Below are 24453 nucleotides of genomic sequence, written 5' to 3'. Positions count from 1 at the left end.
ATCGAAAGGAGAGGGACCCGACGGGCCAGCGCGCGGCACGGCCGCGCCGACCTTGTCGACTCCGGTGGTCCGCGGACCAGGCTGCGGGCCGGCTCGGGAGACCATGCCTCAGTGTAGCGGCGGCCTCGGGCCCGGCCACGTTGCCGGCCAGCCGCCCGCTACCATCACAGCATGATCCGAAGCCCGAATCTCCTGTGGCGCTGCGTCGTGGGGATGTCGGCCCTGGTCGGCGGCACGGCGATGGCAGCGCCGAACGCCCTGCCCCCGGACGAACTGCCGGCCGCCGTGCAGACCGCGCTGAAGCGGGCGCAGTTGCCCGCCGATGCGCTGGTCGCCTACATCATTGAGCTCGGGCCGCCGGGCCCGCCCCGCGGGCTGCCGCGCCTGACGCACCGCGCCCAACAGCCGGTCAACCCGGCCTCGCTGATGAAGCTGTACACGACCGGCGCGGCGCTGGAACTGCTGGGGCCGGCCTGGACCTGGCCCACGCCGGTGCTGACCACCGGACAGGTGGTGGACGGCGTGCTGCAGGGCGACCTGATCCTCCAGGGTCGCGGCGACCCGACGCTGGTGATCGAACGGCTGTGGCTGCTGCTGCGCGAAGTGCGACAACGCGGCATCCACGAGGTCCGCGGCGACATCGTGCTCGACGGCAGTGCCTTCGTGTTGAACGGTGCCGATGCCGGCGATCCGGCCGACTTCGACGGTGAGCGTTTCCGGCCCTACAACGTGCGGCCCGATGCGCTGCTGCTGAACCACAAGTCGGTCACGCTGCGCTTCGTTCCCGAACCGTCGCGCGGCGTGGCCCGCGTCAGCACCGACGTCAACCTGGCCGGCGTGCAGATCGACAGCGCGGTGCCCATGGTGTCCGGCCCCTGCGGCGACTGGCGTGGCAGCCTGAAGCCGGCCTTCGATGACCCGGGACGCATCCGGTTGACCGGCCTCTACCCCGTGAGCTGCGGCGAGAAGACCTGGCCTGTCGCCTATGCCGAGCCGGGAAGCTACAACGTGCGGCTGATCGCCGAGGCCTGGCATGAGGTTGGCGGCCAGCTGGCCGGCAGCGTGCGCAACGGCCCCGCGCCCGTCGCGGCACAGCCGCTGTTCGAGGCCACGTCACCCCCACTGGCGGCGGTGGTGCGCGACATCAACAAGTTCAGCAACAACGTGATGGCGCAGCAGCTGTTCCTGAGCCTCGGACTGCTCCCGGCCGACGCCGCGCCCCCGCTGGCCGCGGGCAGCACCGCCGAGGCCGCACGCGAACGCGTGCGCGCGCTGGTGCGCGCGCGCGCCGGCTGTCCGGACGGTGAACTCTCGATCGACAACGGCTCGGGCCTGTCGCGCCAGTCCCGCAGCAGCGCCCGCTGCCTGGGCGCTTGGCTGCAGGCGCTGTGGGCCAGCCCGGTGATGCCGGAGCTGATGAGTTCGCTGCCGCTGACCGGGATCGACGGCACGACGCGCCGGCCAGGCCGCGACTGGGGCGCCGCACTCGGCCGCGCCCACCTGAAGACCGGTTCGCTGCGCGATGCGATGGGCCTGGCCGGCTACGTGCTCGGGCAGTCGGGACGGCGCTACGCCTTCGTCGCCATCGTCAACCACCCCGGCGCCGGCGCGGCGCGGCCGGTGCTCGACGCGCTGGTGCAGTGGGCGGCCGAGGACAACGGGCGCTGAGCGCCGCTCAGCGCCAGCCGACGGCGCTCATGCGATCGAGTACGTAGTTTGCGAGGAGCTGGTGGCCGAAGGGCGTGGGGTGCACGCCGTCGGCGAACTGGTAGTGCGACACGTCGCCGGCGATCAGGGTCGTCTCGCTGCAGCCCAGCGAACCGAGCACGAAGCCGTTGAGCGCCGTCGCCGCCAGATCGCAGGCCGGCGTCGTGACGTTGGTGACGCCGAAGGTGCCCGGGTTGGCCACCTGCTCGCGACCCCGTGAGTAGGCGTCGACCAGCAGCACGCCCGACGCGTCGTTCAGGCCGTTGGCGAGCGACACGTTGAAGGCGATCGACATCTGCGCAATCAATCCCTGGGTCGGGGCGGCCAGCGAGTACGCGAACGGCGTCTGGCTCACGTCGGGCAGGTTGACGACCACCACGTGGCGCGCGCCGTTGCCGACCAGTTGCGACCGCACGTAAGCCGCCAATTCGCCGCCGGCCGTGGCCATCGCGACCACGGCATCGGTCGGCGTGATCTGCGCCGCACCGACCGCCGCGAGGTTCATGAACACGTCGTTGCCGCCGGCCAGCACCAAGACCAGTTCGCCACCGCTGAAGCGCCCGCCGACCTTGGCGAGGTGCCGCGCCACCTGGGTGGCCACCGGCACGGTGAGCTGCCCGTACTGCCCGTCCGGGCTGCCGAGCAGCAGCAAGGCCTTGTTGTTCGGTCCGATCGGGTTGGTGACCCGCGCGCCGCCCTGCGCATAACCGAAGCAGGCGTCCTGGAAGCTGCTGGCCTGGGCCAGGCTCGCGACCGCGCCCGATGACTCCAGACCGATCTCCGCCGCGCAGGGTGGCGTCAGGCCGCGGTCCTTGGCGACCAGCTCCACCCAGATCTCCCCATCGTTGACGGTGAACTTGCCGCCGCCGAGTGCCGCGATGCCGGCGGTGCGGTAGGTCCCGACATCGCTGAGACTGTCGCCGAACGTGACCACGCTCGAATAGCTCGGTGCATCGTTGTCGCCGCCGCCGCATGCCACGAGCAGCAGCGGCAGCAGCAAGGCTCCCGCACGGATTCGCAAGCTTCTCATCACAGCCTCCCCGCGGACGCCGTGCGCCCGATCGCCAGAAATAGAACGACCGTTCTATTTGACGGCAGACTGTAAGTGCAGGCGATGTCGGGCCCCAGCGGAGAAACCCGGCCGTGGCAGGCGACCGGGCCTCGCCGGCCTCGCGAGGGACGGATCAGAACGGGTTGTTCACCGCCCGATCGATCGCGAGGCTGCCGATGATGGACTGGCCGTTGGCGCCCAGGTGGCGATCGTCGGCCCACAGGTAATTGGATACCGTGGCGCCGGTCACCAGCGTGCCGGGCACGGACGGCACGGTGGTCGTGCCGGCCGTGGGTGCGGTGCAGGAGATCGCCGTCGGCGTGCTGCAGGCCGCGGCGGAAACGCTGACGTAGCCGTAGTTGCTGGGGTTGCTGACCAGCAGGTTGATCTGCGCGTCGGCCTGCACGAGACCGATCAACCGGCCGTCGTTGAGCAGCGTGGCGCGCATGCCGGCGTTGAAGCGCTTGGTCATGTCGGTCAGCAGCGTGGAACGCTCGCCGCTGATGAGGTCCTGGGCCACGCCGAAGGGAGTGCTGCCCTGGAACGGCAGTGTCGTCACCAGCACCCGGGCCCCCTCCTGCGCCAGCGCATTGATGTTGCGCCCCAGGGTTTCGCCCGCGGCCTCGGCGAGCGCGATCACTTCCGCGCCGGTCTTGGTCGGGTACTGCGCGTAGGCGTCGAGGATGTCCTGCTGGCCGATCATCACTGTCGCCAGGTCGGTGGACCGGAAGCCTCCCGCGTCGGCACGGGCCAGCGCCACCTGCGCCGACAGATCGGCCACCGCCGCGCCGACCTGTGCGTAGATCTTGCCGCGCGGCGTCGTCTCGGTGAAGGTATTGCATTCGGCAAAGCCGATGCCGTAGTGGAAGCCCAGGGCCTGCACCCAGATCGGGTAGCTGTTGCAGTCGAGCGCGCCGGTGGGCGCCCCGGTCGAGTCCACGGCCTGGGCGTTCACCGAGAACTTCGCCCCGGCCGCCGCGGTGACCGTGCCGCCGTTGACGTCGGTCAGGTTGCCGCCGGCGATGACGCTGGATGAATCGCCAAACACGATCAGACGCTGCGGCGAGAAGTTGCTGACGCGATCACCCCCGCCGCACGCGGACAGCACGGCACCCAGGCCGACCAGCATCGACACCCGCAGCGCGCGCGACAGTCCGCGCACGCAAGCTTTCCCAACAGTCATGCTCACTCCAACTCCACAGGCCAGGGGGTGAGGGTCGGCGCGCTCAGGGCGCGGCCGCGCGTTGCAGGCGGTCCCGGACGCCCTCCCAGGCGGGACCGGCGGGCGGCTCTTCGACCCAGATCAACTGCACGCCCTCGTCGTCGAGTTCGCGCAGCACGGAAAACAACTCGTGCGCCGCCGCTGCCGGATCGTCCGGCATCCGCCGCGCCGTGAGGCGCAATGGCGGTGACACGCTGCGCGAATATACCGCCAGCCTGCTGCCACCCCGCTTCGGCAGGGCATCGGTCGGCAGCACGTCGAGCGCCGTGCGCAGCGCGGCGGCCGGCATCAGGCGCAGCGTGGCGCGCGGGGCGTAGTGCGAGGCCAGCGTGCCGGGCGCGCGCGGCGTGCGGCCGACCAGCGCATCGGCCGCGTCGAGCAGCCGTTCGCCGGCCGCCGCCTCGATGCGATCGCGAGGCAGCACGCCGGGCCGCAACAGCACCGGGTGGCCGCGCGAGCAATCGACGATGGTCGACTCGATGCCGACCTCGCAGTCGCCGCCGTCGAGCACCGCGAGCTCCGCATCGAACTCGCCCTCGACATGCGCCGCGCGCGTGGGGCTGACGCGGCCGTAGCGGTTGGCGCTGGGGCCGGCGACGCCCGGCACGCCGAGCGCCGCGGCGGAGCGCAGCAGCGCCTGGGCCACCGGGTGCGCGGGGCAGCGCAGGCCGATGCTGGGCTGCCCACCCGAGGCGGCAGCGGCCACGCCGGCGCGGCGCGACACGATCACGGTCAGCGGCCCGGGCCAGAAGGCGGCGATCAGCCGCTGCGCCAGCGGCGGCAGTTCGGCCGCAAAGGCCTGCGCCCCGGCGGCATCGGCCACGTGCACGATCAGCGGATGGTCGGTCGGACGGCCCTTGGCGGCGAAGATCTTCGCGACGGCCGTATCGTCGTCGGCTCGCGCGCCGAGACCGTAGACCGTTTCGGTGGGAAAGGCGACGAGCTGTCCGGCCGCGAGCAGCCGGGCGGCTTCGGCGACCGCCTCGGGCGCATGACCGTCGAGCCGCGGCATGTTCTTCAGAACGCCGGCAGGCCGAGCCGTTCCGCCGCGCGCAGCGCCGTCGCGCGCGCCGCCTCGGGCGTGTCGGCAGTCAGCGTCAGGTGGCCCATCTTGCGCCCGCGCTGGGCGCTGCTCTTGCCGTACAGGTGCAGGTGCGCGCCCGGCAACGCCAGCACGGCGGCCCAGTCGGGCGTGCGCTCGCGGCCATCGGCATCGAACCACAGGTCGCCGAGCAGGTTGAGCATGACCGCCGGCGAATGCAGGCGCGGCACGACCAGCGGCAGCCCGGTCATGCAGCGCACCTGCAGTTCGAACTGCGACACGTCGCAGGCATCGATGCTGTAGTGGCCGGAGTTGTGCGGCCGCGGCGCCATCTCGTTGACCACCAGCGTGCCGTCCTGGAGCACGAAGAACTCGACGCACAGCACACCGACGTAGCCCAGGCCTTCGGCGATGCGGCCGGCCGCATCTCGCGCCGCTGCGGACAGCGCCGCGGGGACGTTCGGTGCCGGGACTTGCGTCACCGCCAGGATGCCGTCGCGGTGCAGGTTCTGCTGCACCGGCAAGGAGACGAGCTCGCCGTCGGCATTGCGCGCCAGGATCAAGCTGATCTCGAAGGCCAGCGGCAGCAGCTTCTCGAGCACGCAGGGCGCGCGCCGGAGCTCGTCCCACGCGAGTGCGAGCTCGGCGCGGGTCGCCACGCGGCGCTGGCCCTTGCCGTCATAGCCCAGGCGAGCGGTCTTCAGGATGCCCGGCAACAACGCCGCATCGACCCCGGCCAGCTGCTCGGGCGTCTCGATCAGCGCGTGCGGCGCACACGGCACGCCGCACTGTTCGAAATGCCGCTTCTCCCGCGCGCGGTCCTGGCACACCGCCACCGCCTCGGCGCCCGGCGCCGCCGGCAGGTGCGCGCCCAACGTGTAGAGCGCGCCGGCCGGCACGTTCTCGAACTCGGTGGTGATCGCCGCACAGCGCTGCAGCATCTGCGCCAGGCCCTGCTCGTCGAGGTAGTCGGTCTGCACATGCACGTGCGACACGAGGCCGGCCGGGCTGGCCACGTCCGGGTCGAGCACGGCGGTGAAGTAGCCCAGGCGCTGCGCGGCGTGCACGAACATGCGGCCCAGTTGGCCGCCGCCCATCACGCCGAGCGTGCTGGCCTGGGCACCGGCGGCGACGGCCGCGGGCAGGAGGGTCTTGTGGTGGCTCGACATCGGCGGAGCTTTCAGCGGGACCGACCGTCGCGGGCCGGCCAAGACGTCAGGAGGGTGAGTGCTTCGACAAGGCGGCGCTTTGCGCACGCGCTGCCTCGGTCTGGCGGGCGCGCCAGGCGTCGAGCTGTTCGCGCAGGCGGGGGTCGTCGTGCGCCAGCAGGGCCACCGCGAACAGCGCTGCATTGGCCGCGCCGGCCACGCCGATCGCGAAGGTGGCCACCGGCACGCCCTTGGGCATCTGGACGATGGAGTGCAGCGAGTCGACCCCCTGCAGGTGCTTGCTGGGCACCGGCACGCCGAGCACCGGCACCGGCGTCTTGGCCGCCAGCATGCCGGGCAGGTGGGCCGCCCCGCCGGCCCCGGCGATGAGGGCGCGCAGCCCCCGGCCGCGCGCGGCTTCGGCGTACGCGAACATCTCGTCGGGCATGCGGTGCGCCGAGACGACCTGCGCTTCGAAGGGCACGCCGAACTCGGTCAGAATATCGGCCGCATGGTGCATGACGTCCCAGTCGCTGCTGGAGCCCATCACCACGCCGATCAGGGGAATCGCTGCGTTCACAGCCGCTCCGGTTCCGGAAAACCCCAAATTGTAGGCGGCGCTTGGCTTTGCGGCCGGCGACCCCAACTGACTCAGATGATCGACATCACCCTCCAGAACTTCGAAGCCGAGTTGATCCAAGCGTCGATGCAGACCCCCGTGCTGCTCGACATCTGGGCGCCGTGGTGCGGACCGTGCAAGTCGCTCGGCCCGGTGCTGGAGAAGCTGGAGGCGGATTTCGCAGGTCGCTTCGCGCTGGCCAAGCTCAACAGCGACGACCAACCCGACATCGCAGGCCAGTTGAGCCAGGCTTTCGGCGTGCGCTCGATCCCGTTCTGCGTGATGTTCGTCGGCGGCCAGCCGGTCGACGGCTTCGTGGGTGCGCTGCCGGAGGCGCAGATCCGCAGCTTCCTCGACAAGCATGTGCCGAGCGAAGACGCACTGGCGGCGGAAGAAGAGGCCCTGGAGGCCGAGCAACTGGCCGCCGAGGGCGACAACGATGCCGCGCTCGCCAAGCTGTCCGATGCCCTGGCGATCGCGCCGGGCGACGATGCGATCCGCGCCGACTACGTGAAACGCCTGCTGGAGGCCGGCCGCACCGCCGACGCGCGCCGCGTGTACGAGCCGCTGGCGCCGAAGGCGATCGTCGACGCACGCGCCAGCGCGCTGGGCATGTGGCTCGACGCCTGCGAGGCGGCCGAGCGGGCCCGTCCGCCGGAGGCGCTGGCCGCGGCGATCGGCGCCGACAGGCGCGACTTCGCGGCGCGCTTCGAACTGGCGCAGACCCTGCTCGCTGCCCGGCGTCCGACCGAAGCGATGGACGAACTGCTCGAGATCCTGATGCGCGACAAGGCCTGGTCCGACGAGCGTGCGCGCAAGCTCTATGTCGCCATCCTCGAACTGCTGAGCAAGCCGCCGCCGAAGATGGCCTCGCCCGCCGAGGCCAAGGGGACACTGGAGATCGCCGGCAAGGCCGCCGCCGTGGCCAGCGACCCGGTGGTCGATGGCTACCGCCGCAAGCTCAGCATGGTGCTGTTCTGATTTTTATCTGACCCCGCCGCCGGGCGTCCGTTGCCCTCATCCGGGGCTTGCGGACGTGCCGAAGGTGGCATCCAGCACGGCGACGATGTGTGCCTTCTCGGCGACATGGCGCTGCCAGTGCTCCTGGGCCAAGCGGCCGTGCCGCTCAGCAGCCTCGGGCTCGCCCAGCAGTTCGTGGACCTGCGCCAGCCGCCCGTGCGTCAGTGCCACGTCGTCCAGATCGCATTCCGGCCGAAGCGCGGCCACCGCCGCCTTGGCCTGCTCGCGCGCGTGCGCGGGCTGCGCCAGCTTGGCGCGGCACCAGGCGACATCGGCGCGCAGGCTGCACTCCAGCCGGCCCAGGCCGGTGGCCAGCGCATCGCCGAAATGTGCCTCGAACAGCACCAGTGCCTCGGCGTAGCGCGACTGCGTCACCAGCGTCTGGGCGCGCAGGATCGGCCGCAACACGGCCAGCGCGGTGCCCCCCATGCGATCGTCGAAGTGACTGGAGGATTCGGCGGCCGTCAGCGCTTGCAGTGCCACGTCGCTCTGCTTCGCGTCGTCGGCGAACACGGCGGCCATGCGGGCCTGATCGCTGCGCAGGGCGGCCATGTTGTGCATCAGCGCGCTGATCGTCGCCGCGTCGCCTTCCGCGCTGGCGTGCTGGCGCGCCTTCGCGTACCAGCCCTGCGCCCTGTCGATGCGGCCACCGTAGTGATAGGCCATCGCGATCACCAGGCAGGCCCGCGATCGGGCCGAGTGATGGTCTGGCGCGGCGAGTCGCAGCGCCTGTGAGGCGTTGCGGGCGATGCCGTCGATGTCGGAGTGCACGTAATCGAGATGCGCCATCCAGGCCAGACTCACGGCCTGCAGCGGCATGCGGTTGGCCGACAGACTCAGTGCCCGCGCCTGCTGCAGCTTGACGCGCGCCTGACCGCTCAGGTCGCTGAAGTAGTCGACCATCGCATCGGCCAGGCAGAGGGCGGCCGCGGTGGCCGCATCGGGCCGCGACTGGTGCCGCCGTTGCAACGGCGTCAAGGCACTGCGCGCCTCGTCGACGCGGCCTTCGCGCGCCAGCAATCCGACCCGCTCGGCACGCAGCACATCGGCTTCGACCGGATTCGCCGTCCGCGCGATCGCAGCGTCGAGTTGGGCGATCAGGCGCGAGTTCATGCAGGGCCGGCTCGGAGCTGAGTGCCGTTCAGGCCGTGAGGCGTTCGAGGGCTTCGCGGTACTTTGCTGCCGTCCGCGCCACCACGTCGGCCGGCAACGCCGGGGCCGGCGCCCGCTTGTTCCACGGTCGGCCGTCGACCACCGCCTGTTCAAGCCAGTCACGCACGAACTGCTTGTCGTAGCTCGGCGGGTTGATGCCCTCGGCATAGCCTTCCACCGGCCAGAAGCGCGAGGAATCGGGCGTCAGTACCTCGTCCATCAGCGTCAGGGTGCCGGCTTCGTCTAGGCCGAACTCGAACTTCGTGTCGGCGATGATGATGCCCTTGCCAAGGGCGAAGGCTGCCGCCGTCTCGTAGAGCGCGATCGCCACGCGCCGCACCTGCTCGGCCAGCGGGGCACCGATGATCTCGACCATGCGCTCGAACGGGATGTTCTCGTCGTGCTCGCCCATCTCGGCCTTGGTGGCCGGGGTGAAGATGGGTGACGGCAGCTTGCTGGCGTTCTTCAGGCCGGGTGGCAGCTTCACGCCACAGACCTGGCCGTTGTACTGGTATTCCTTCCAGCCCGAGCCCGCCAGGTAGCCGCGCACCACGGCTTCCACCGGCAGCGGCTTCAGGCGCTTGACGAGCATCGAGCGGCCCGTGACCTGGGCTCGCTCGGCCGCGCTGACCACGCTTTCCGGAGCGTCCCCGGTCAGATGGTTGGGCACGATGTGGCCGAGCCGGGCGAACCAGAACAGCGCCATGCGCGTGAGCAGTTCCCCCTTGCCCGGAATGGGCTCACCCATCACCACGTCGAAGGCGCTGAGCCGGTCGCTCGCGACCATCAGCAGGCGGTCGCTGCCGACCGCATAGTTGTCGCGCACCTTGCCGCGCGCCAGCAGAGGCAGCGATTGCAGACGGCTTTCGAGCAGCGGAGTGGTGGCGGACATCGGAGGCGGGGCGCGGTGACGAGGAGACTGCGAAGACTTACTGAACGACCTGGCCGAGTTCTCCCTTGGCGTACTTGGCAGCCACCACGGAGAGCGTCTCGCCCTTGATCTTGGGTGCCTGCCCCTCACAGCCGAACTCGACATACCGCTGCTTGCAGATGGACTTGGCCGCGGCCGTTGCCGGCTTCAGGTACTCGCGCGGATCGAACTTGCCGGGGTTCTCGACGAAGAACTTGCGGATCGCCGCAGTCATCGCAAGACGGATGTCGGTGTCGATGTTGATCTTGCGTACGCCGAACTTGATGGCTTCCTGGATCTCCGACACCGGCACGCCGTAGGTTTCCTTCATGTCGCCACCGTACTTGCGGATCTCGGCCAGCAGATCCTGCGGCACGCTGGAACTGCCGTGCATCACCAGGTGGGTGTTGGGGATCCGCGCATTGATCTCCTTGATGCGCTTGATCGCAAGGATGTCGCCGGTGGGCTTGCGCGTGAACTTGTAGGCGCCGTGGCTGGTGCCGATGGCGATGGCCAGCGCGTCGAGCTGGGTGCGCTTGACGAAGTCGGCGGCCTCCTCGGGGTCGGTCAGCAGCTGCTCCACGGTCATCGTGGCGTCGGTGCCGTGACCGTCTTCCTTGTCGCCCTTCATCGTCTCGAGCGAGCCGAGGCAACCGAGTTCGCCCTCGACCGTCACGCCGAGCTTGTGCGCCATGTCGACCACCTTGCGGGTCACGTCGACGTTGTAGTCGTAGCTGGCGATCGTCTTGCCGTCGGCCTGCAGCGAGCCGTCCATCATCACCGAGCTGAAGCCCAGGTCGATGGCGCCCTGGCAGACATCGGGGCTCTGGCCGTGGTCCTGGTGCATCACCAGCGGGATGTGTGGCCAGGTCTCGATCGCCGCCTGGATCAGGTGCTTGATGAAGTTCTCGCCGGCGTACTTGCGCGCGCCGGCGCTGGCCTGCAGGATCACCGGTGCGCCGACTTCGTGGGCGGCACTCATCACGGCCTGTACCTGCTCGAGGTTGTTGACGTTGAAGGCCGGGATGCCATAGCCCTGCTCGGCGGCATGATCGAGCAGCTGGCGCATGGAAACGAGGGGCATGGGGATCTCCGAAAGTCGACAGCGAAAGGAGCGGCAGGCCGGACGGCGAGCCCGCGAAACCCTGATTTTAGGCGTCCGATCGGCGCCGGAGACGGTCCCTGACCCCCTTGCTCAGGCGACCCGGCACACCTTGAGCATGTTGGTACCGCCCGGGTAGCCCATCGGCTCGCCGCACGTGATGGCGTAGGTGTCGCCCGGCTTGAGCACGCCACCGTCCACCAGCAGCGACTCCGCCTTCGCGAGGGCCTCGTCGCGGTCGGTGTACGACGGCATCAGCAGCGGACGCACGTTGCGATACAGCGTCATCTTGCGCTGGCTGGTCTGCTGCGAAGTCAGCGCGAAGATCGGCACGTGGATCTTGTGGCGACTCATCCACAGCGCCGTCGAGCCCGATTCCGTCAGCGCGACGATCGCCTTGCAGCCAAGGTGGTGCGCGGTGAACAGCGCGCCCATCGCGATGCTCTGGTCGATGCGGCCGAAACGCTTGTTAGTGAAGTCGGCGTCCAGCGCCACGTCCTCGGCCCGTTCGGCCGCCAGGGCGATGGCGGCCATCTGTTCGATGGTCTCGACCGGGTATTTGCCGGCCGCCGTCTCGGCGCTGAGCATCACCGCATCGGTACCGTCGAGCACGGCATTCGCGACATCGCTCACCTCGGCGCGCGTCGGCACCGGGTTGACGATCATCGACTCCATCATCTGGGTTGCGGTGATCACTACCTTGTCGAGCTCCCGGGCGAGCTTGATCATCTTCTTCTGCAACGCCGGCACCGCGGCGTTGCCGACCTCGACCGCGAGGTCACCGCGCGCCACCATGATGCCATCGCTGGCCTTGAGGATCTGCTCGAGCACGGGGATGGCCTCGCTGCGCTCGATCTTCGCGATCAGCGACGGCTTGTGACGCCAAGGCTCGCCGGCCACGTTGGCCAGCTGCCTGGCCATCTCCATGTCGGTCGCGTTCTTCGGGAAGCTGACCGCGAGGTACTCGCACTGGAAGCTCATCGCGGTCTTGATGTCCTCCATGTCCTTGGCGGTCAAGGCCGGCGCGGTGAGGCCGCCGCCCTGCTTGTTGATGCCCTTGTTGTTGGACAGCTCGCCGCCGATCTTCACGACGGTGTGCACCGCCTCGCCGACCACCTTGTCGACGGTCAGCACGATCAGTCCGTCGTTGAGCAGCAGCGTGTCGCCCGGCTTCACGTCGCGCGGCAGCGACTTGTAGTCCAGGCCCACCGCCTGCAGGTCGCCCGGCTCGCTGCGGGCGGCGTCCAGCACGAAGGCAGCGCCCGGCTCCAGCATCACCTTGCCCTGCGCGAACTTGCCGACACGGATCTTCGGCCCCTGCAGGTCGGCCATGATCGCGACCTCCTTGCCGGCACGCTGCGCCACCTCGCGCACCAGGGCGGCACGGGCGATGTGGTCCTGCGCGCTGCCGTGCGAGAAGTTCAGCCGGACCACGTCGACACCGGCGGTGATCATGCGCTCAAGCACATCGGGCGTGGACGAGGCGGGGCCGAGGGTGGCGACGATCTTGGTGGCGCGGTGCATGGTCATGTGAAGAGGATTCCGAAGAAGCGAGGGGCGCCGCAGCGCCCCGTGTCGTCATGCCGCTCAGCCGGCGGCCCGTTGCTCGAGGATCTCGAAGGCCGGCAGGGTCTTGCCCTCCAGCACTTCGAGGAACGCGCCGCCACCGGTGGAGATGTAGCCGATGTCCTTCTCGATGCCGTACTTGGCGATCGCCGCCAGCGTGTCGCCGCCGCCAGCGATGCTGAAGGCGGGCGAATGGGCGATGGCCGCGGCCAGCGTGCGCGTGCCGCCGGCAAACTGGTCGTATTCGAACACGCCCATCGGCCCGTTCCAGACCACCGTGCCGGCGCGCGCAATGATGCCGGCCAGCTCGGCCGCGGTGCGCGGGCCGATGTCGAGGATCAGGTCGTCGGGCCGCACCTCGGTGGCGGTCACCTTGTTGGCCCGCGCGATGGCAGAGAATTCGTCGGCCACCACCACATCGATCGGGATCGGCACCGCGGCGCCGCGCGCCTTCATCATGTCGATGATGGCGCGCGCCTCGTCCACCAGATCGGGCTCGGCCAGCGACTTGCCGATGGACAGGCCGACCGCCAGCATGAAGGTGTTGGCGATGCCGCCGCCGACGATCAACTGGTCCACGTTGGCCGCCAGCGACTTCAGGATCGACAGCTTGGTACTGACCTTGGAGCCCGCCACGATGGCCACCAGCGGGCGCTTCGGGCTCTTCAGGGCCTTGGTGATGGCGTCGATCTCGGCCGCCAGCAACGGGCCGGCACAGGCCACCTTGGCGAACTGCGCGATGCCATAGGTCGAGGCCTCGGCGCGGTGCGCGGTGCCGAAGGCGTCGTGCACGAAGATGTCGCAGAGCGCGGCCATCTTCCGGGCCAGCGTCTCGTCGTTCTTCTTCTCGCCCTTGTTGACGCGGCAGTTCTCGAGCAGCACCAGTTCACCCGGCGCGACCTCGACGCCGTCGGTCCAGTCCTGCAGCAGCGGCACCTTGCGGCCCAGCAACTCGGCCAGACGGCGCGCGACCGGCGCCAGAGAGTCCTCGGCCTTGAACTCGCCCTCGGTCGGACGGCCCAGGTGCGAGGTCACCATCACGGCCGCACCGGCCGCCAGCGCCATCTCGATGCAGGGGATCGAGGCGCGGATGCGGGTGTCCTCGGTGATGCGCCCGGCGTCGTCCTGCGGCACGTTCAGATCGGCCCGGATGAAGACACGTTGGCCGGCGACGCGACCTTGCTGGATGAGATCTGAGAACCGCAGAACCTTCAAAGACTGACTCCTCGGATGGTGGGAAAACGAAGGGAATGGCGAGTGGCGCGCGTTCCGGCCGCCGTGGACTACCAGCCCAGCACCAGACGCAGGGGCAGCAGCACGGCCATGCCGGTGATGATGGTGCCCAGGATGCCGCGGCGCCAGAAGAAGTAGGCCGTCGCGGCCGCGGCCGCATAGACCCTGGCGTCATGCCAGGGCTCGGCGATCAGTTGTCCCTGGCTCATGGCGATCTCCGGCACCACGACCGCGGCCAGCGCGGCGAGCGGCGCGTAGCGCAGGCCGCGCTTGACCCAGTCGGGCAGCGCCAGCTCGCGGTCGGACAGGAAGAAGAACGAGCGGGTGACCACGGTGATGACCGTCAGTCCGGCGATCGTCAGCAGGAACTCACCCGTGCTCAAGCGACGCACTCCTTGTCGCGCGCGTGGGCGTCGAGACGGCGCGCGCCGGTGCGATCCAGCCAGGCGCGAAGCCGACGGCCGGCGTCGTCACCGCCATCGATCATCAGCCCGATGCACACAGCCGCGGCGATCGCCACGACGATGTAGAGCTTGAACGGCAGCGCGAAGGCCGCGACGGCTGCGGCCCCGGCCACGACGGCCGCCAGCAGCGTGGCACGGTCCGACACCAGCGAATAGGTCAGGCCGAGCAGGGCCAGCGTGCCGGCAAAGCCGAGCCCCCAGTGGGTAGGCACCACGTCCGCCAGCAGAATGCCGATCACCGAGGGAATCTGCCAGGCGAGGTAGTTCGCACTGACAGACCCCCAGAAGTACTCGATCTGACCCTCCGGCACATCGCCGTCCGTCGGCGGCACCGCATAGCGCCGCATGAACAGCACATAGTTGAGGTCACCCGAGAAATAGCCCAGCATCAGGCGCTGCTTCAAGGGAAAGCGCATGAAATAGGGGCGCCACTGGGCGCTGAAGATCACGAAACGCAGGTTGACGCAGAAGGCCGTGGCCCAGATCACCCAGACCGGCGCGCTCAGGGCGATCAGCGGGATGGTGGCGAGCTGCGCGCTGCCGGCGAACACCGTGAAGGTCATCAACAGGGCCAGCGGTACCGACAGACCGCCCTTGACCATCGCAACGCCCGTCACCAATCCCCAGGCGGCGATGCCCAGCGAAACCCCGGCCATTTCGCCCAGTCCGGTGCGATAGGCCGGGTGACGCAGCATGGAGCGCAGGGAGGGCATCGACATGCCCCCGATTGTCCCACCGGTCGGGCGGTCTCACCGCCCTGCGGCGGCCACCACTTCCGTGACGCAAAGCGCCGCTGGCGCTTCAGGACGTATGCGACTTGCGCTTGTCTGCCTTGGGTTCCGCCGGGATCGGCGCCGCTGCATCGGTCTTCGCGACCTCCGATTCGACCGGCTTGCTGCCCGGCCGCTGTATCTGCGGCGCCACAGCGTCGAGCTTGTTCTCGCGCATGTACTCGTCCATCTCGCGCCAACCGGCGAAGACGGCAGCGCGCTGCGCCTTGGCATTGAGCGCGTAGCAATCCTCGATGGCCCGCCCGGCATGCCGGCAGGCGCTGCCGATCGCCTTGCCGTCGGCCTCCTTCAGTGCCGCCGTCTTCTCGGCAGCTTCGGTGCCGAGCAGGTCGCAACCGGCGAGCAGCGCCAGGGCGATCAGGGGAAGGATGCGAAGGGACGACATGATGGATGCGGACAGGCTTCGCAGGCTTATCGGTCACGCCGCCCGTCACTTGAGCCCGCCGACAAAAAAGGGCCCCGCGGAAGCGGGGCCCCTCACGCCGGCGCCGGTATCAGACCCGCTGGGGAACCATGGCCATCAGCTTGGCCACGCGCTCCTCGGTTGCCGGATGGGTGCTGAACAGGCCGCGCAGCCCACCGCCGGACAGCGGATTCATGATCATCATCTGCGCCGTCTCCGGATGACGCTCGGCCGCCTCCAGCGGGATCCCCTGGGCGTAGCGCTGGATCTTCTGCAACGCGCTGGCCAGGGCCTGCGGATCGCCGGAGATCTCGGCACCGCCACGGTCGGCCTCGAACTCGCGGGCGCGGCTGATCGCCATCTGGATCAGGCTGGCCGCCAGCGGCGCCAGCAGCATCACCAGGATGCCGGCGATCGGGTTGGCGGGCCGGCCGTCGCTGCCACGGCCGCCGAAGAACATCGCGAAATTGGCCAGCATCGAGATGGCGCCGGCCATCGTCGCGCTGATGGTGCTGATCAGGATGTCACGGTGCTTCACGTGCGCGAGCTCGTGCGCCATGACGCCGCGCAGTTCACGCTCGGACAGCACACGCAGGATGCCGGTGGTGGCCGCCACCGCAGCGTTCTGGGGATTGCGGCCGGTCGCGAACGCGTTCGGCGCATCCTCGTTGATCAGGTAGACCTTGGGCATCGGCAACTCCGCCTTCGCGGCGAGCTCTCGCACCATGCCGTAGAACTGCGGCGCGGAGGACGCATCGACCTCCTGCGCGTTGTACATCTTCAGCACCATCTTGTCGCTGAACCAGTAGCTGAAGAAGTTCATGCCGAGCGCGACCACCAGCGCGATCGCCATGCCCTGCTGCCCGCCCAGCACCGAGCCGATGGCCATGAACAGCGCCGTGATGGCGGCCATCAGCACGGCGGTCTTCATCAGATTGAACATGTTTTCAGCTCCTGCGCCAGATTGGCGCTCACGCATAGATGCGGGACGACTCGGGGAGTTCAATCCCCGATCGGTCCGTCAAAGCACTGCACCGGTGCGCAGGGCCGGCCGGCCCGCCAGGAAGTCCCGCGCGCCGACGCGTCGCCCACCGGGGCGTTGCAATTGCTGCAGGTCCAGCGCCGCATCGCCGCAGGCGACCCGCAGCAGGCCCTCGGCAGCGGTCAGCACCGTGCCTGGCGCGCCTTGCCCGGCGGCGACGGCGGCCCGCCACAGCTTCACCCCCTCGCCGGCGTGCTGGAAACTGGCGCCGGGGAAGGGATCGAAGGCGCGGACGCGGCGCTCGATCTCCTCGGCAGGCCGCGACCAGTCGATCGCCGCCTCCGCCTTGTCGATCTTGTGGGCGTAGGTCACGCCCTCGGCTGGTTGCTGGAGCCGCACCAGGCCCCCACAGGCGGCGGCCTCGAGCGCTTCGACGATCAGCCGACCGCCGAGCGCCGCCAGGCGGTCGTGGAGCGTCGCCGTGCTGTCGTCGGATCGGATGGATTCGCGCTCGGAGAGCAGCATGTCACCGGTATCCAGGCCTTCGTCCATCTGCATGATGGTGATGCCGGTCTCCGTATCGCCGGCCTCGATCGCCCGGTGGATCGGTGCTGCCCCGCGCCAGCGCGGCAGCAAGGAGGCATGGATGTTCAGGCAACCATGCACCGGCAGCTTCAGCACCCGGGCCGGCAGGATCAGGCCATAGGCGGCCACCACCATCGCATCGAGCTGCGCCGCCTCGAGCGCGTCGCGCGCCGCGCGTGCGTCGTCCGGGTACTTGCCGTCCAGCCGCAGGCTGCGCGGCTGCGCCACGGCAAGGCCGCGCTCCACGGCCAGCGCCTTGACGGCCGAGGCCTGCAGCTTGAGCCCGCGCCCCGCCGGTCGGTCGGGCTGCGTCAGCACCAGCGGAACGTCGAACCCGGCGCCCAGCAACTGCTTGAGCGCGACACGCGCGAACTCCGGGGTGCCCGCAAATGCGATGCGCACGCAGTCCGCCTCAGTCCCGAGCCTCGTCGCGCGTCTTCTTGAGCATCTTGCTCTTGATGCGGTTGCGCTTGAGCGGAGACAGATACTCGACGAAGACCTTGCCCATCAGGTGATCCATCTCGTGCTGGACGCACACCGACAGCAGTTCCTCGGCATCGAACTGGTAGGCCTGCCCGTCCCGCCCCAACGCCCGCACCGTCACCTTCGCATGGCGCGGCACCTTGTCGTAGATCTGCGGCACCGACAGGCAGCCTTCGTCCCCCACGACCATCTCGTCGCTGACCTGGAGCAACTCGGGGTTGATCAGCACCCGGGGCTCGTTGCGATCGTCGGAAACGTCGATGACGATCACGCGCTCGTGCACGTCGACCTGGGTCGCCGCCAGTCCGACGCCCTGGGCCTCGTACATCGTCTCCAGCATGTCGTCGACGAGTTGGCGGATGCGCTCGTCGACTTCCGTCACCGGTTTGGCCACGGTGTGAAGGCGGGGATCGGGATAACGCAGGATGTCGAGCAAGGGCATGGCGGAGTAACGAAATGCTTCGGGACTGTGTGGGCCACAAGCAACGAGCGGGCGTGAAGGGCTACCGATGGCTGAGCCCGCGCGCCGGGCGGTTTCATTGCGGCATCAAGGGTTTATGGGCAGAATCTTCGAAACGAAGTGAGGATTTTCGCCCAACCGGCAGGGTCGGGTACAAGCCTCACAAAGACCACAGGGCGCCGGGGAGCTTGGAGCCGGCCGTCCACGGAGAGAGCTCGATGACACGAATTGCCCCCGCTGCACGCCGACCCCTCGGTGTGGTTGCCACTGCTCTCTTGTCCGCCCTGACGGCCGGCGTCTCGATGACCGCCGCTGCAGCGGAGCCCAATTTCCCCATCACCGCCCAACAGCGGAGTACCGCCCAGCAAGTCGCACAGGCCGGCGTGCCGCTCTCCGAACTGGCGCCCAACGCCCCCGACACCTACACCGTCAAGCGCGGCGACACGTTGTGGGACATCTCCGGCGTGTTCCTGAAGCGGCAGTGGCGCTGGCCCGAGCTGTGGGGCATGAATCTCGACCAGATCCGCAATCCTCACCTGATCTACCCCGGGCAGCAACTGCTGCTCGAAAGGGATGGCGACCGCGCCCGCCTGCGCGTGGCGGGCGGTCCGAACGGCACGCTGAAGCTGACGCCGAGGGTCCGCGATGCCGGGGCCTCGGACGGGCCGATTGCCTCCGTCCCGCTGAAGTTCATCGAAGGTTTCCTGAACGACGCGGTGATCTTCGACAGCGACGAACTCGATCGCGCGCCGCGCATCGTCGCGGCCCAGGAGGGGCGTGTACTGCTCGGCAAGGGCGACGCCGCCTACGTGCGGGGCGACCTGACCAATGTGCGCGAATGGCGCGTTTTCCAGCAGCCCAAGGCACTGCGCGACCCCGACACGAACGCCATCCTCGGCTACGAAGGTACCTACGTCGCCACGGCCGAATACGAGAAGGAAGGCGGCACCAACAGCCGGGGCGAGGTCGTCCCGGCCACGTTCCGCATCACGTCCGCCAAGCTGGAGGCCAACGTGGCGAACCGCCTGGCCCCGGCGCAGGCCAAGGATTACACGCCCTACGTGCCCCGGCCACCGGCGGCACCCATCAGCGGTCGCATCGTGTCGGTCTACGGCGAAGCCCTGAACGCGGGCCAGAACCAGATCGTCTCGCTGAACAAGGGCGCGCGCGACGGCGTGGAGCGTGGGCACGTCTTGGCGCTGTGGCGCGCCGGTACCCTGGAGCGCGATCTCACGCAGGCCGGCCCGGCCCAGACGATCCGCCTACCCGACGAACGCCACGGGCTGCTGTTCGTATTCCGCGTGTTCGACCGCATGTCTTATGCGCTGATCCTGAACGTCAACGACCCGGTCACTCGCGGGGATCGCTTTACCGAGCCCTGAGTTCGCCCTCCGGGTCTCGGCGCTCACTGCGCCATTGCGCCGCCGGCCATGATCGAGCGTGACGATCTCGCGGCATGGCTGCGCTTGCTCGAGACGCCGGCGATCGGGAGGGAAACCGCACGTCGCCTGCTGGCGGCTTTCGGCTCACCCCACGCCATCTTTGACGCCCCGCCCGTCGCCCTGAAAGAGCTGCTGACGGCGGAAAAGGCCTCGGCGTTGCGGTCACCGCCCCCCTCGCTCGACGCACTGATCGAAGCGACATGGCAGTGGCTTGCCGCCGGGGAACAGCGCCACGTGGTCGCGCTCGGCGACCCGGCCTACCCTCGCGCCCTGCTCGAAACCGCCGACCCTCCGCTGCTGATCCACGCCATCGGCCGCATCGCGCTGCTCAATGTTCCGAGCGTGGCCGTGGTCGGCAGCCGCAATCCGACACCTCAGGGGGCTGAGAACGCTCGTGCCTTCGCCACCGCCCTGAGCCACGCCGGCCTGACCGTTGTGTCCGGGCTGGCGCTCGGCATCGACGGATCGGCCCACGACGGCGCACTGGCAGGCCCTGGGTCGACTATCGCGGTCGTCGGCACCGGGCTCGACCGCGTCTATCCGAAACGGCACCTGAAGTTAGCCCACCGGATTGCCCGCGACGGCCTGATGGTGAGCGAGTACGCGCTGGGAACCCCACCGCTTGCGGCGCATTTCCCGCTGCGCAACCGCCTGATCGCCGGCTTGGCCCGCGGCACGCTGGTGGTCGAGGCGGCGCTGGAGTCGGGCTCGCTCATCACGGCACGGCTGGCGCTCGAAGCCGGTCGGGAGATCTTCGCGATTCCTGGCTCCATCCACGCGCCCCAGTCACGCGGCTGCCACGCGCTGATCAAGCAAGGCGCCAAGCTGGTCGACAGCGCAGTCGACATCCTCGAGGAACTGCGGTTCGACATGCCAGAGGGCGCACCGCTGGCCGCTTCAACCCCGTCCAAGGAAGACCCGGTCCTGGCCGCCCTCGGCCACGATCCCGTCACCCTCGACGCACTGAGCGCACGGATCGGTTGGCCTCCTGCGGAATTGAGTGCTCGCTTACTGGAACTTGAACTGAGTGGCGATGTGGCTCGTTTGCCGGGCCAACTGTTCCAGCGCCTCGTGCAGGCCTGAGACGCAGGCACGCCGAACGCTTCGCATCCCGCACCGGTGAATGCCGGCGACGCCCCTTCGCTTGGCACCCCCTGTGGTATCTTGTCGCATGTTCGACGTGCTCGTGTATCTCTACGAAAACTACTGGCAGCCCGACGCGTGCCCCGACCACCGGCAGCTGTCTCGCAAGCTCTCTGCGGTGGGCTTCGAGAACGAGGAGATCGAGGACGCGCTGAGCTGGCTGGACGGTTTGGCGACGGCCGCCGAGTCACACAGCGGCGAGCAGAGTGCGCATGCGCTGCGCGTTTATTCGCCGACGGAGCAGGAACACCTGGGCGAGGCCTCGATCGGCTTCGTCAGCTTTCTCGAATCGGCCGGTGTATTGCGCGCGCCGATGCGCGAGATGGTGATCGATCGCGCGATGGCGATTCCCGCTGGCCCGCTGGCCGTCGAAGACCTGAAGATCATCGTTCTGATGGTGTTCTGGAGCCTGGGTGAAGAGCCCGACGCGCTGATCCTCGACGAATTGTTCGTCGATGACGAGGACCGCCTGATCCACTGACGAACCGGCGCGGCTGCCGCGCCCCCCGACCGTTCAATTCAGTAAGCGCTGAGGGTCCGCGTCGAGCTTGGCCAGCGCGCTGCGGGTCGCGCGCACCGTGAGGGCCTCATCTTGCGCCGGGACCAGCAGGCCGGCCTGCAGGTAGGACGCCAGCCGGTGCTGCTGGAACAGCGTGCCGCGGCCCTGCTGCGAGACAAACAGGCTGAGTTGCTTACGCATGCCATGCCAGGCCAGTTGCACCGACTCGATGCGACCCCGGTGCTCGAGCATGTACCAACCGCCGACCTGCAGTTCGCGCGCCCAGGCGATCATGGCCGGCGTCGGCATCGACCCCCCCTCGGTCACGATCTGCAGTTCGGTGCTTTCATGCCCTGACAGGTCCATCACGATGGACTCGTCGATCTGCATCTCGTCGGCATCGGGCAGCATTTCCTCGAGGTCCTCGAGTCGCGCCATCAACTCCTCGAGACGCTCGGCGGGAATCGCTGCCGCCTTGGCGGTGAAGGCCGCCGCCAGCGAGTCGTTCAGCGCCTGGATGTGCTCGTCCTGCTTCTCGGGGGCAAGGCCTGCCTCCGCCATGCCGTCGCGCAGCGTCTTCAGCAGCGGCGGGAGGCGGCGAATCACGTCGGCACGTTCTTCACGCGACACCTTGGCACCCGCCGACCAGATGAGATCGGCTGCAGCGCGCTTCATGACCTTGGTGGCATCGCTGGCGGCTCCCGTCTTCAGCGCCATCGTGGCCAGCACATCGGCCCAGACATGGAACAGGAAGTTGCGCACGCCCTCCTGCACCGGCACCTCGTTGAGCATCTTGCGCAGCTCGATCGTGTACTGGATCGCCATTGTCTCGCGCTGCTCGACCTGTTGCGCGAGCGACACGCCCTTGCGCGTCGCCTCGTTCTCGGTCTTGAAATAGTGCTCGAGAAAGCGCTCGAACTCGGTCAGGACGGTCTGGAACACCCGACGACCGGTGTCGGGGTAGGCCTCCACGACCTGCACCACGCGCTTGATTTCCTTGTCGAGCGCATCACCCGCGGCCCGTGAACTGATGTCGAAGCCCATCACACAGGCGCCCATGCGGTCGATCAGCTTGCGTGCCGGATGGTCGGTGGTGGCAAAGAAATCGGGCTCGCTGACCGCCACGCGCAACACGGGCATCTGCAGCCGCGCGAACCACACGCGAACCACCGCCGGGATCTTCTCTTCGGTCAGGATGCTCTGGAACAGCAGCGCCACGATCTCGATGGTGGCGCGCTCGACCGGGGTGCTGGCGGCCTCCTTGAGCGCCTGCTTGCGCTGCTGCAACTCCTGCAGCAGCGCCGGGGTGCTGATCGCGGCGCGCTCGTCGCGTCCGGTGGTGGCCAGTTGGCGCTGGATGCCGCTCTGCGCTTCCGCGATCGCCCGCTTGAAGCCGGTTGAGGGCTGCATCTCCGCCGTGTCGGCGAACGATGGCACCTGCCGGCCCACCAGCTTGTTCAGCCTGCCCAGCACCGCTTCCGCATGCCCGGCCGTACGCGCCAGATTGCTCATGCGCGTCATCAACCGGGTCTCCTCGCCGACACCGGCCCCGCGGGTCGACGTTGTCGTACCGGCGATGACGACATTGGCGCGCCGGCCACCCTGCGCCTCCGCCATGTCGCCGAAGCCCGTCGTCACCGGGATCGACGCGACGTGCGCGCCGGTCGAGCGGCGGATCAGGGGCCGCAGGTCGATTTCGGGACGTACGCCCTCGCCGAGCAGCCAGCGGTTGGTCTCGTGATAGGACTCCTCGACCATCTCGCCGAAGGCCGCGTGGATCACCTTCTGCACGGTCCGCCAGTGCTCCAGCGACAGGCCGGCCGCCCGCCAGCTGTCGATCACGATACGTGCGACCACATGCGGTCGCAGCGCGTCACCGCTGTCGAGTTCCTCGCGTCGCTCCAGGCTGGACATGCGGGCGCGCAGGTCCGTGAACTCCCACGAAGCCTTGTCCATCATGGCCAGCGCCAGGCGAGAGCTGAGGATTTCCACCTCGATGGTGTCGTCGTCGACCAGTTGCAGCGTGTCGCGCCCACTGCCCATGCTGGACGCCGCAGCCGCACCGAGCGACGTCCTGCCGCCCGACGTGCTGATGCGCGGCATGGCACCCAGGCTGTCGATCAGCGCCTGCTGCCACTGCGGTGCCGGCCGGGTCAGGTCGATGGCCGCGTTCATGCGCTTGTGCGCCAGCTGCGGTTCGGCCTTCTCGTTCGCCAGTCGGTGGGCACCGTCGAGCACCCCTTGCACCGCGGTCGGCACCGCGAGCAGCAGCGACTCCATGTACACCCGCCGCGCTTGAGCGGCCAGGGCGGATGGGGCGGCTGGGGTGGCCATGGAGGATAAGGGCTGACGGTGATTAGACAGACTGTTTCAACTCTACACCACGGCCCCTGCATTCGGGTCGTCGGGATCGCCGCCCTTGACGCTGCCCGCCTTCATCAGATCCTCCCGCTTGACGCCCAGCCACATCGCAATGGCCGCGGCGACGAACACCGAAGAGTAGATGCCGAACAGGATGCCGATCGTCAGTGCGACTGCGAAGTAGTGCAGCGTCGCGCCGCCGAACACCAGCATCGACAGCACCATCATCTGCGTCGATCCGTGCGTGATGATGGTGCGGCTCATCGTCGAGGTGATCGCATGGTCGATCACCTGGTGGGTGTTCATCTTGCGGTAGCGGCGGAAGGCCTCGCGGATCCGGTCGAAGATGACCACCGACTCGTTGACCGAATAGCCCAGCACCGCCAGCACGGCCGCCAGCACCGACAGCGAGAACTCCCACTGGAAGAAGGCGAAGAAGCCCAGGATGATGATCACGTCATGCAGGTTGGCGACGATCGCTGCGACCGCGAACTTCCATTCGAAGCGGATCGCGAGGTAGATCATGATGCCGATGACGACGAAGCCCAGCGCCATCGCGCCGTCGGTCGCCAGTTCCTTGCCGACCTGCGGCCCGACGAACTCGCTGCGCTTGAGCATCACCGGCTGCGCGCCGCCGGCATCGCAGACCTGCGCGCTGACCGACTCGCCCTTGTCGGTGACCGATTGCGACTGCGTGACCTGACCACCCTCGGCCGCACACAGCGCGCCGAACACGCGGCCCACGACCTCCTGCTGCTTGACGTCGCCCCGCAACGGCAGGCGCACCAGCACGTCGCGCGAGGTGCCGAAGTTCTGCACCTGCACCTCGCCGAAGCCGAGCGCCTCGACGGCGCTGCGGACCTTGGGCACGTCGGCTGTCTTGGCGTACTCGACCTCGAGCACCGTGCCGCCGGTGAACTCGATCGACAGGTGCAGGCCGCGCGTCACGAGGAAGAACACGGCGGCGGCAAAGGTCACGAAGGACACGACGTTGAAGATCAACGCGTGCTTCATGAACGGGATGTCGCGCTTGATGCGGAAGAACTCCATGGACCCGTCTCCTTCTAC

The 24453-nt window shown here is 68.9% G+C and carries 23 protein-coding genes; 5 read left to right on the top strand and 18 right to left on the bottom strand.

The genetic code is table 11. The features are described from left to right. Window positions 1–171 precede the first annotated feature (171 nt). Window positions 172–1668 carry a D-alanyl-D-alanine carboxypeptidase/D-alanyl-D-alanine-endopeptidase gene (gene dacB / locus C1M51_RS10755; RefSeq protein ID WP_129449693.1) on the top strand — a complete coding sequence of 499 codons (1497 nt, stop codon included), beginning with the start codon at window positions 172–174 and terminating at the stop codon, window positions 1666–1668. Between the two features lie 7 nt (window positions 1669–1675). Here the strand turns inward: dacB and C1M51_RS10750 are convergent, their stop codons facing one another. The 5 genes from C1M51_RS10750 to purE form a co-directional block, all read right to left on the bottom strand. Next, window positions 1676–2737 carry an SGNH/GDSL hydrolase family protein gene (locus C1M51_RS10750; RefSeq protein ID WP_129449691.1) on the bottom strand — a complete coding sequence of 354 codons (1062 nt, stop codon included), beginning with the start codon at window positions 2735–2737 and terminating at the stop codon, window positions 1676–1678. A gap of 154 nt (window positions 2738–2891) precedes the next feature. Continuing rightward, the gene (locus C1M51_RS10745) at window positions 2892–3941 is read right to left on the bottom strand and encodes an SGNH/GDSL hydrolase family protein (RefSeq protein ID WP_129449689.1); all 1050 of its coding nucleotides are present in this window, start codon (window positions 3939–3941) and stop codon (window positions 2892–2894) included. Window positions 3942–3984: 43 nt separating this feature from the next. Further along, window positions 3985–4992, bottom strand: a complete 1008-nt coding sequence (locus tag C1M51_RS10740) for an L-threonylcarbamoyladenylate synthase (protein WP_129449687.1) — start codon at window positions 4990–4992, stop codon at window positions 3985–3987. Window positions 4993–4997: 5 nt separating this feature from the next. After that, window positions 4998–6191: a 5-(carboxyamino)imidazole ribonucleotide synthase gene (locus C1M51_RS10735; protein WP_129449685.1), complete on the bottom strand. Its 1194-nt coding sequence runs from the start codon at window positions 6189–6191 to the stop codon at window positions 4998–5000. Window positions 6192–6237: 46 nt separating this feature from the next. Continuing rightward, complete coding sequence (gene purE, locus C1M51_RS10730) at window positions 6238–6717, bottom strand: 5-(carboxyamino)imidazole ribonucleotide mutase (protein ID WP_129452164.1); 480 nt, start codon at window positions 6715–6717, stop codon at window positions 6238–6240. Window positions 6718–6825: 108 nt separating this feature from the next. On the opposite strand from purE, the gene C1M51_RS10725 reads away from it, so the two are divergent. Next, window positions 6826–7770: a tetratricopeptide repeat protein gene (locus C1M51_RS10725; protein ID WP_129449683.1), complete on the top strand. Its 945-nt coding sequence runs from the start codon at window positions 6826–6828 to the stop codon at window positions 7768–7770. Between the two features lie 36 nt (window positions 7771–7806). Here C1M51_RS10725 and C1M51_RS10720 read toward each other — a convergent pair whose 3' ends face one another. From C1M51_RS10720 to def, 11 genes are all read right to left on the bottom strand, one after another. Then, complete coding sequence (locus tag C1M51_RS10720) at window positions 7807–8922, bottom strand: hypothetical protein (RefSeq protein ID WP_129449681.1); 1116 nt, start codon at window positions 8920–8922, stop codon at window positions 7807–7809. Window positions 8923–8950: 28 nt separating this feature from the next. Beyond that, a complete protein-coding gene (locus C1M51_RS10715; protein WP_129449679.1) occupies window positions 8951–9853 on the bottom strand; it encodes a phosphoribosylaminoimidazolesuccinocarboxamide synthase in 903 nt (300 codons plus the stop codon). Window positions 9854–9890: 37 nt separating this feature from the next. Continuing rightward, window positions 9891–10955, bottom strand: a complete 1065-nt coding sequence (fba, locus tag C1M51_RS10710) for a class II fructose-bisphosphate aldolase (protein ID WP_129449678.1) — start codon at window positions 10953–10955, stop codon at window positions 9891–9893. Window positions 10956–11066: 111 nt separating this feature from the next. Beyond that, on the bottom strand, window positions 11067–12503 hold the full coding sequence (gene pyk / locus C1M51_RS10705; protein WP_129449676.1) for a pyruvate kinase: 1437 nt from the start codon (window positions 12501–12503) through the stop codon (window positions 11067–11069). Between the two features lie 57 nt (window positions 12504–12560). Further along, complete coding sequence (locus C1M51_RS10700; protein ID WP_129449674.1) at window positions 12561–13754, bottom strand: phosphoglycerate kinase; 1194 nt, start codon at window positions 13752–13754, stop codon at window positions 12561–12563. 68 nt (window positions 13755–13822) lie between these two features. Next, window positions 13823–14155, bottom strand: a complete 333-nt coding sequence (locus C1M51_RS10695) for an AzlD domain-containing protein (RefSeq protein WP_011827889.1) — start codon at window positions 14153–14155, stop codon at window positions 13823–13825. After that, window positions 14152–14955: an AzlC family ABC transporter permease gene (locus tag C1M51_RS10690; protein WP_129449672.1), complete on the bottom strand. Its 804-nt coding sequence runs from the start codon at window positions 14953–14955 to the stop codon at window positions 14152–14154. The genes C1M51_RS10695 and C1M51_RS10690 overlap by 4 nt, the downstream gene beginning before the upstream one ends. A gap of 82 nt (window positions 14956–15037) precedes the next feature. After that, the gene (locus C1M51_RS10685; RefSeq protein ID WP_129449670.1) at window positions 15038–15412 is read right to left on the bottom strand and encodes a hypothetical protein; all 375 of its coding nucleotides are present in this window, start codon (window positions 15410–15412) and stop codon (window positions 15038–15040) included. Between the two features lie 109 nt (window positions 15413–15521). Further along, window positions 15522–16373 (bottom strand): zinc metalloprotease HtpX, encoded by an 852-nt coding sequence (gene htpX / locus C1M51_RS10680; protein ID WP_011827886.1) that lies wholly within the window; start codon window positions 16371–16373, stop codon window positions 15522–15524. A gap of 78 nt (window positions 16374–16451) precedes the next feature. Further along, window positions 16452–17399: a methionyl-tRNA formyltransferase gene (fmt, locus tag C1M51_RS10675; RefSeq protein ID WP_129449668.1), complete on the bottom strand. Its 948-nt coding sequence runs from the start codon at window positions 17397–17399 to the stop codon at window positions 16452–16454. 10 nt (window positions 17400–17409) lie between these two features. Continuing rightward, a complete protein-coding gene (gene def / locus C1M51_RS10670) occupies window positions 17410–17922 on the bottom strand; it encodes a peptide deformylase (RefSeq protein WP_129449666.1) in 513 nt (170 codons plus the stop codon). A gap of 236 nt (window positions 17923–18158) precedes the next feature. On the opposite strand from def, the gene C1M51_RS10665 reads away from it, so the two are divergent. The 3 genes from C1M51_RS10665 to C1M51_RS10655 all read left to right on the top strand — a co-directional run bounded on the left by C1M51_RS10665 (window position 18159) and on the right by C1M51_RS10655 (window position 21006). Continuing rightward, the gene (locus C1M51_RS10665) at window positions 18159–19322 is read left to right on the top strand and encodes a LysM peptidoglycan-binding domain-containing protein (protein WP_129449664.1); all 1164 of its coding nucleotides are present in this window, start codon (window positions 18159–18161) and stop codon (window positions 19320–19322) included. Window positions 19323–19370: 48 nt separating this feature from the next. Continuing rightward, window positions 19371–20465 carry a DNA-processing protein DprA gene (gene dprA, locus C1M51_RS10660; RefSeq protein ID WP_129449662.1) on the top strand — a complete coding sequence of 365 codons (1095 nt, stop codon included), beginning with the start codon at window positions 19371–19373 and terminating at the stop codon, window positions 20463–20465. Between the two features lie 88 nt (window positions 20466–20553). After that, on the top strand, window positions 20554–21006 hold the full coding sequence (locus C1M51_RS10655; RefSeq protein WP_129449660.1) for a DUF494 family protein: 453 nt from the start codon (window positions 20554–20556) through the stop codon (window positions 21004–21006). Window positions 21007–21039: 33 nt separating this feature from the next. On the opposite strand, the gene C1M51_RS10650 is transcribed toward C1M51_RS10655, so the two are convergent. Together C1M51_RS10650 and secF are read right to left on the bottom strand one after the other, a co-directional pair. Next, window positions 21040–23358: a DUF1631 family protein gene (locus C1M51_RS10650; protein ID WP_129449658.1), complete on the bottom strand. Its 2319-nt coding sequence runs from the start codon at window positions 23356–23358 to the stop codon at window positions 21040–21042. A gap of 42 nt (window positions 23359–23400) precedes the next feature. Further along, window positions 23401–24435: a protein translocase subunit SecF gene (secF, locus tag C1M51_RS10645; protein WP_129449656.1), complete on the bottom strand. Its 1035-nt coding sequence runs from the start codon at window positions 24433–24435 to the stop codon at window positions 23401–23403. Window positions 24436–24453 lie beyond the last annotated feature (18 nt).

The sequence above is a fragment of the Methylibium sp. Pch-M genome (assembly GCF_004136295.1).
Taxonomy (GTDB): Bacteria; Pseudomonadota; Gammaproteobacteria; order Burkholderiales; family Burkholderiaceae_C; genus Methylibium; species Methylibium petroleiphilum.
This window is presented reverse-complemented; position numbering and strand designations above follow the sequence as displayed.

Coding starts and splice junctions, on each gene's coding strand:
- dprA (WP_129449662.1), top strand. CDS start 19,371: ATGATCGAGCGTGACGATCTCGCGGCATGGCTGCGCTTGCTCGAGACG.
- secF (WP_129449656.1), bottom strand. CDS start 24,435: ATGGAGTTCTTCCGCATCAAGCGCGACATCCCGTTCATGAAGCACGCG.
- dacB (WP_129449693.1), top strand. CDS start 172: ATGATCCGAAGCCCGAATCTCCTGTGGCGCTGCGTCGTGGGGATGTCG.
- fba (WP_129449678.1), bottom strand. CDS start 10,955: ATGCCCCTCGTTTCCATGCGCCAGCTGCTCGATCATGCCGCCGAGCAG.
- C1M51_RS10720 (WP_129449681.1), bottom strand. CDS start 8,922: ATGAACTCGCGCCTGATCGCCCAACTCGACGCTGCGATCGCGCGGACG.
- C1M51_RS10735 (WP_129449685.1), bottom strand. CDS start 6,191: ATGTCGAGCCACCACAAGACCCTCCTGCCCGCGGCCGTCGCCGCCGGT.
- def (WP_129449666.1), bottom strand. CDS start 17,922: ATGCCCTTGCTCGACATCCTGCGTTATCCCGATCCCCGCCTTCACACC.
- C1M51_RS10745 (WP_129449689.1), bottom strand. CDS start 3,941: ATGACTGTTGGGAAAGCTTGCGTGCGCGGACTGTCGCGCGCGCTGCGG.
- C1M51_RS10715 (WP_129449679.1), bottom strand. CDS start 9,853: ATGTCCGCCACCACTCCGCTGCTCGAAAGCCGTCTGCAATCGCTGCCT.
- C1M51_RS10665 (WP_129449664.1), top strand. CDS start 18,159: ATGACACGAATTGCCCCCGCTGCACGCCGACCCCTCGGTGTGGTTGCC.
- C1M51_RS10750 (WP_129449691.1), bottom strand. CDS start 2,737: ATGAGAAGCTTGCGAATCCGTGCGGGAGCCTTGCTGCTGCCGCTGCTG.
- C1M51_RS10655 (WP_129449660.1), top strand. CDS start 20,554: ATGTTCGACGTGCTCGTGTATCTCTACGAAAACTACTGGCAGCCCGAC.
- purE (WP_129452164.1), bottom strand. CDS start 6,717: ATGGGCTCCAGCAGCGACTGGGACGTCATGCACCATGCGGCCGATATT.
- C1M51_RS10725 (WP_129449683.1), top strand. CDS start 6,826: ATGATCGACATCACCCTCCAGAACTTCGAAGCCGAGTTGATCCAAGCG.
- C1M51_RS10650 (WP_129449658.1), bottom strand. CDS start 23,358: ATGGCCACCCCAGCCGCCCCATCCGCCCTGGCCGCTCAAGCGCGGCGG.
- htpX (WP_011827886.1), bottom strand. CDS start 16,373: ATGTTCAATCTGATGAAGACCGCCGTGCTGATGGCCGCCATCACGGCG.
- C1M51_RS10690 (WP_129449672.1), bottom strand. CDS start 14,955: ATGTCGATGCCCTCCCTGCGCTCCATGCTGCGTCACCCGGCCTATCGC.
- C1M51_RS10740 (WP_129449687.1), bottom strand. CDS start 4,992: ATGCCGCGGCTCGACGGTCATGCGCCCGAGGCGGTCGCCGAAGCCGCC.
- C1M51_RS10685 (WP_129449670.1), bottom strand. CDS start 15,412: ATGTCGTCCCTTCGCATCCTTCCCCTGATCGCCCTGGCGCTGCTCGCC.
- pyk (WP_129449676.1), bottom strand. CDS start 12,503: ATGACCATGCACCGCGCCACCAAGATCGTCGCCACCCTCGGCCCCGCC.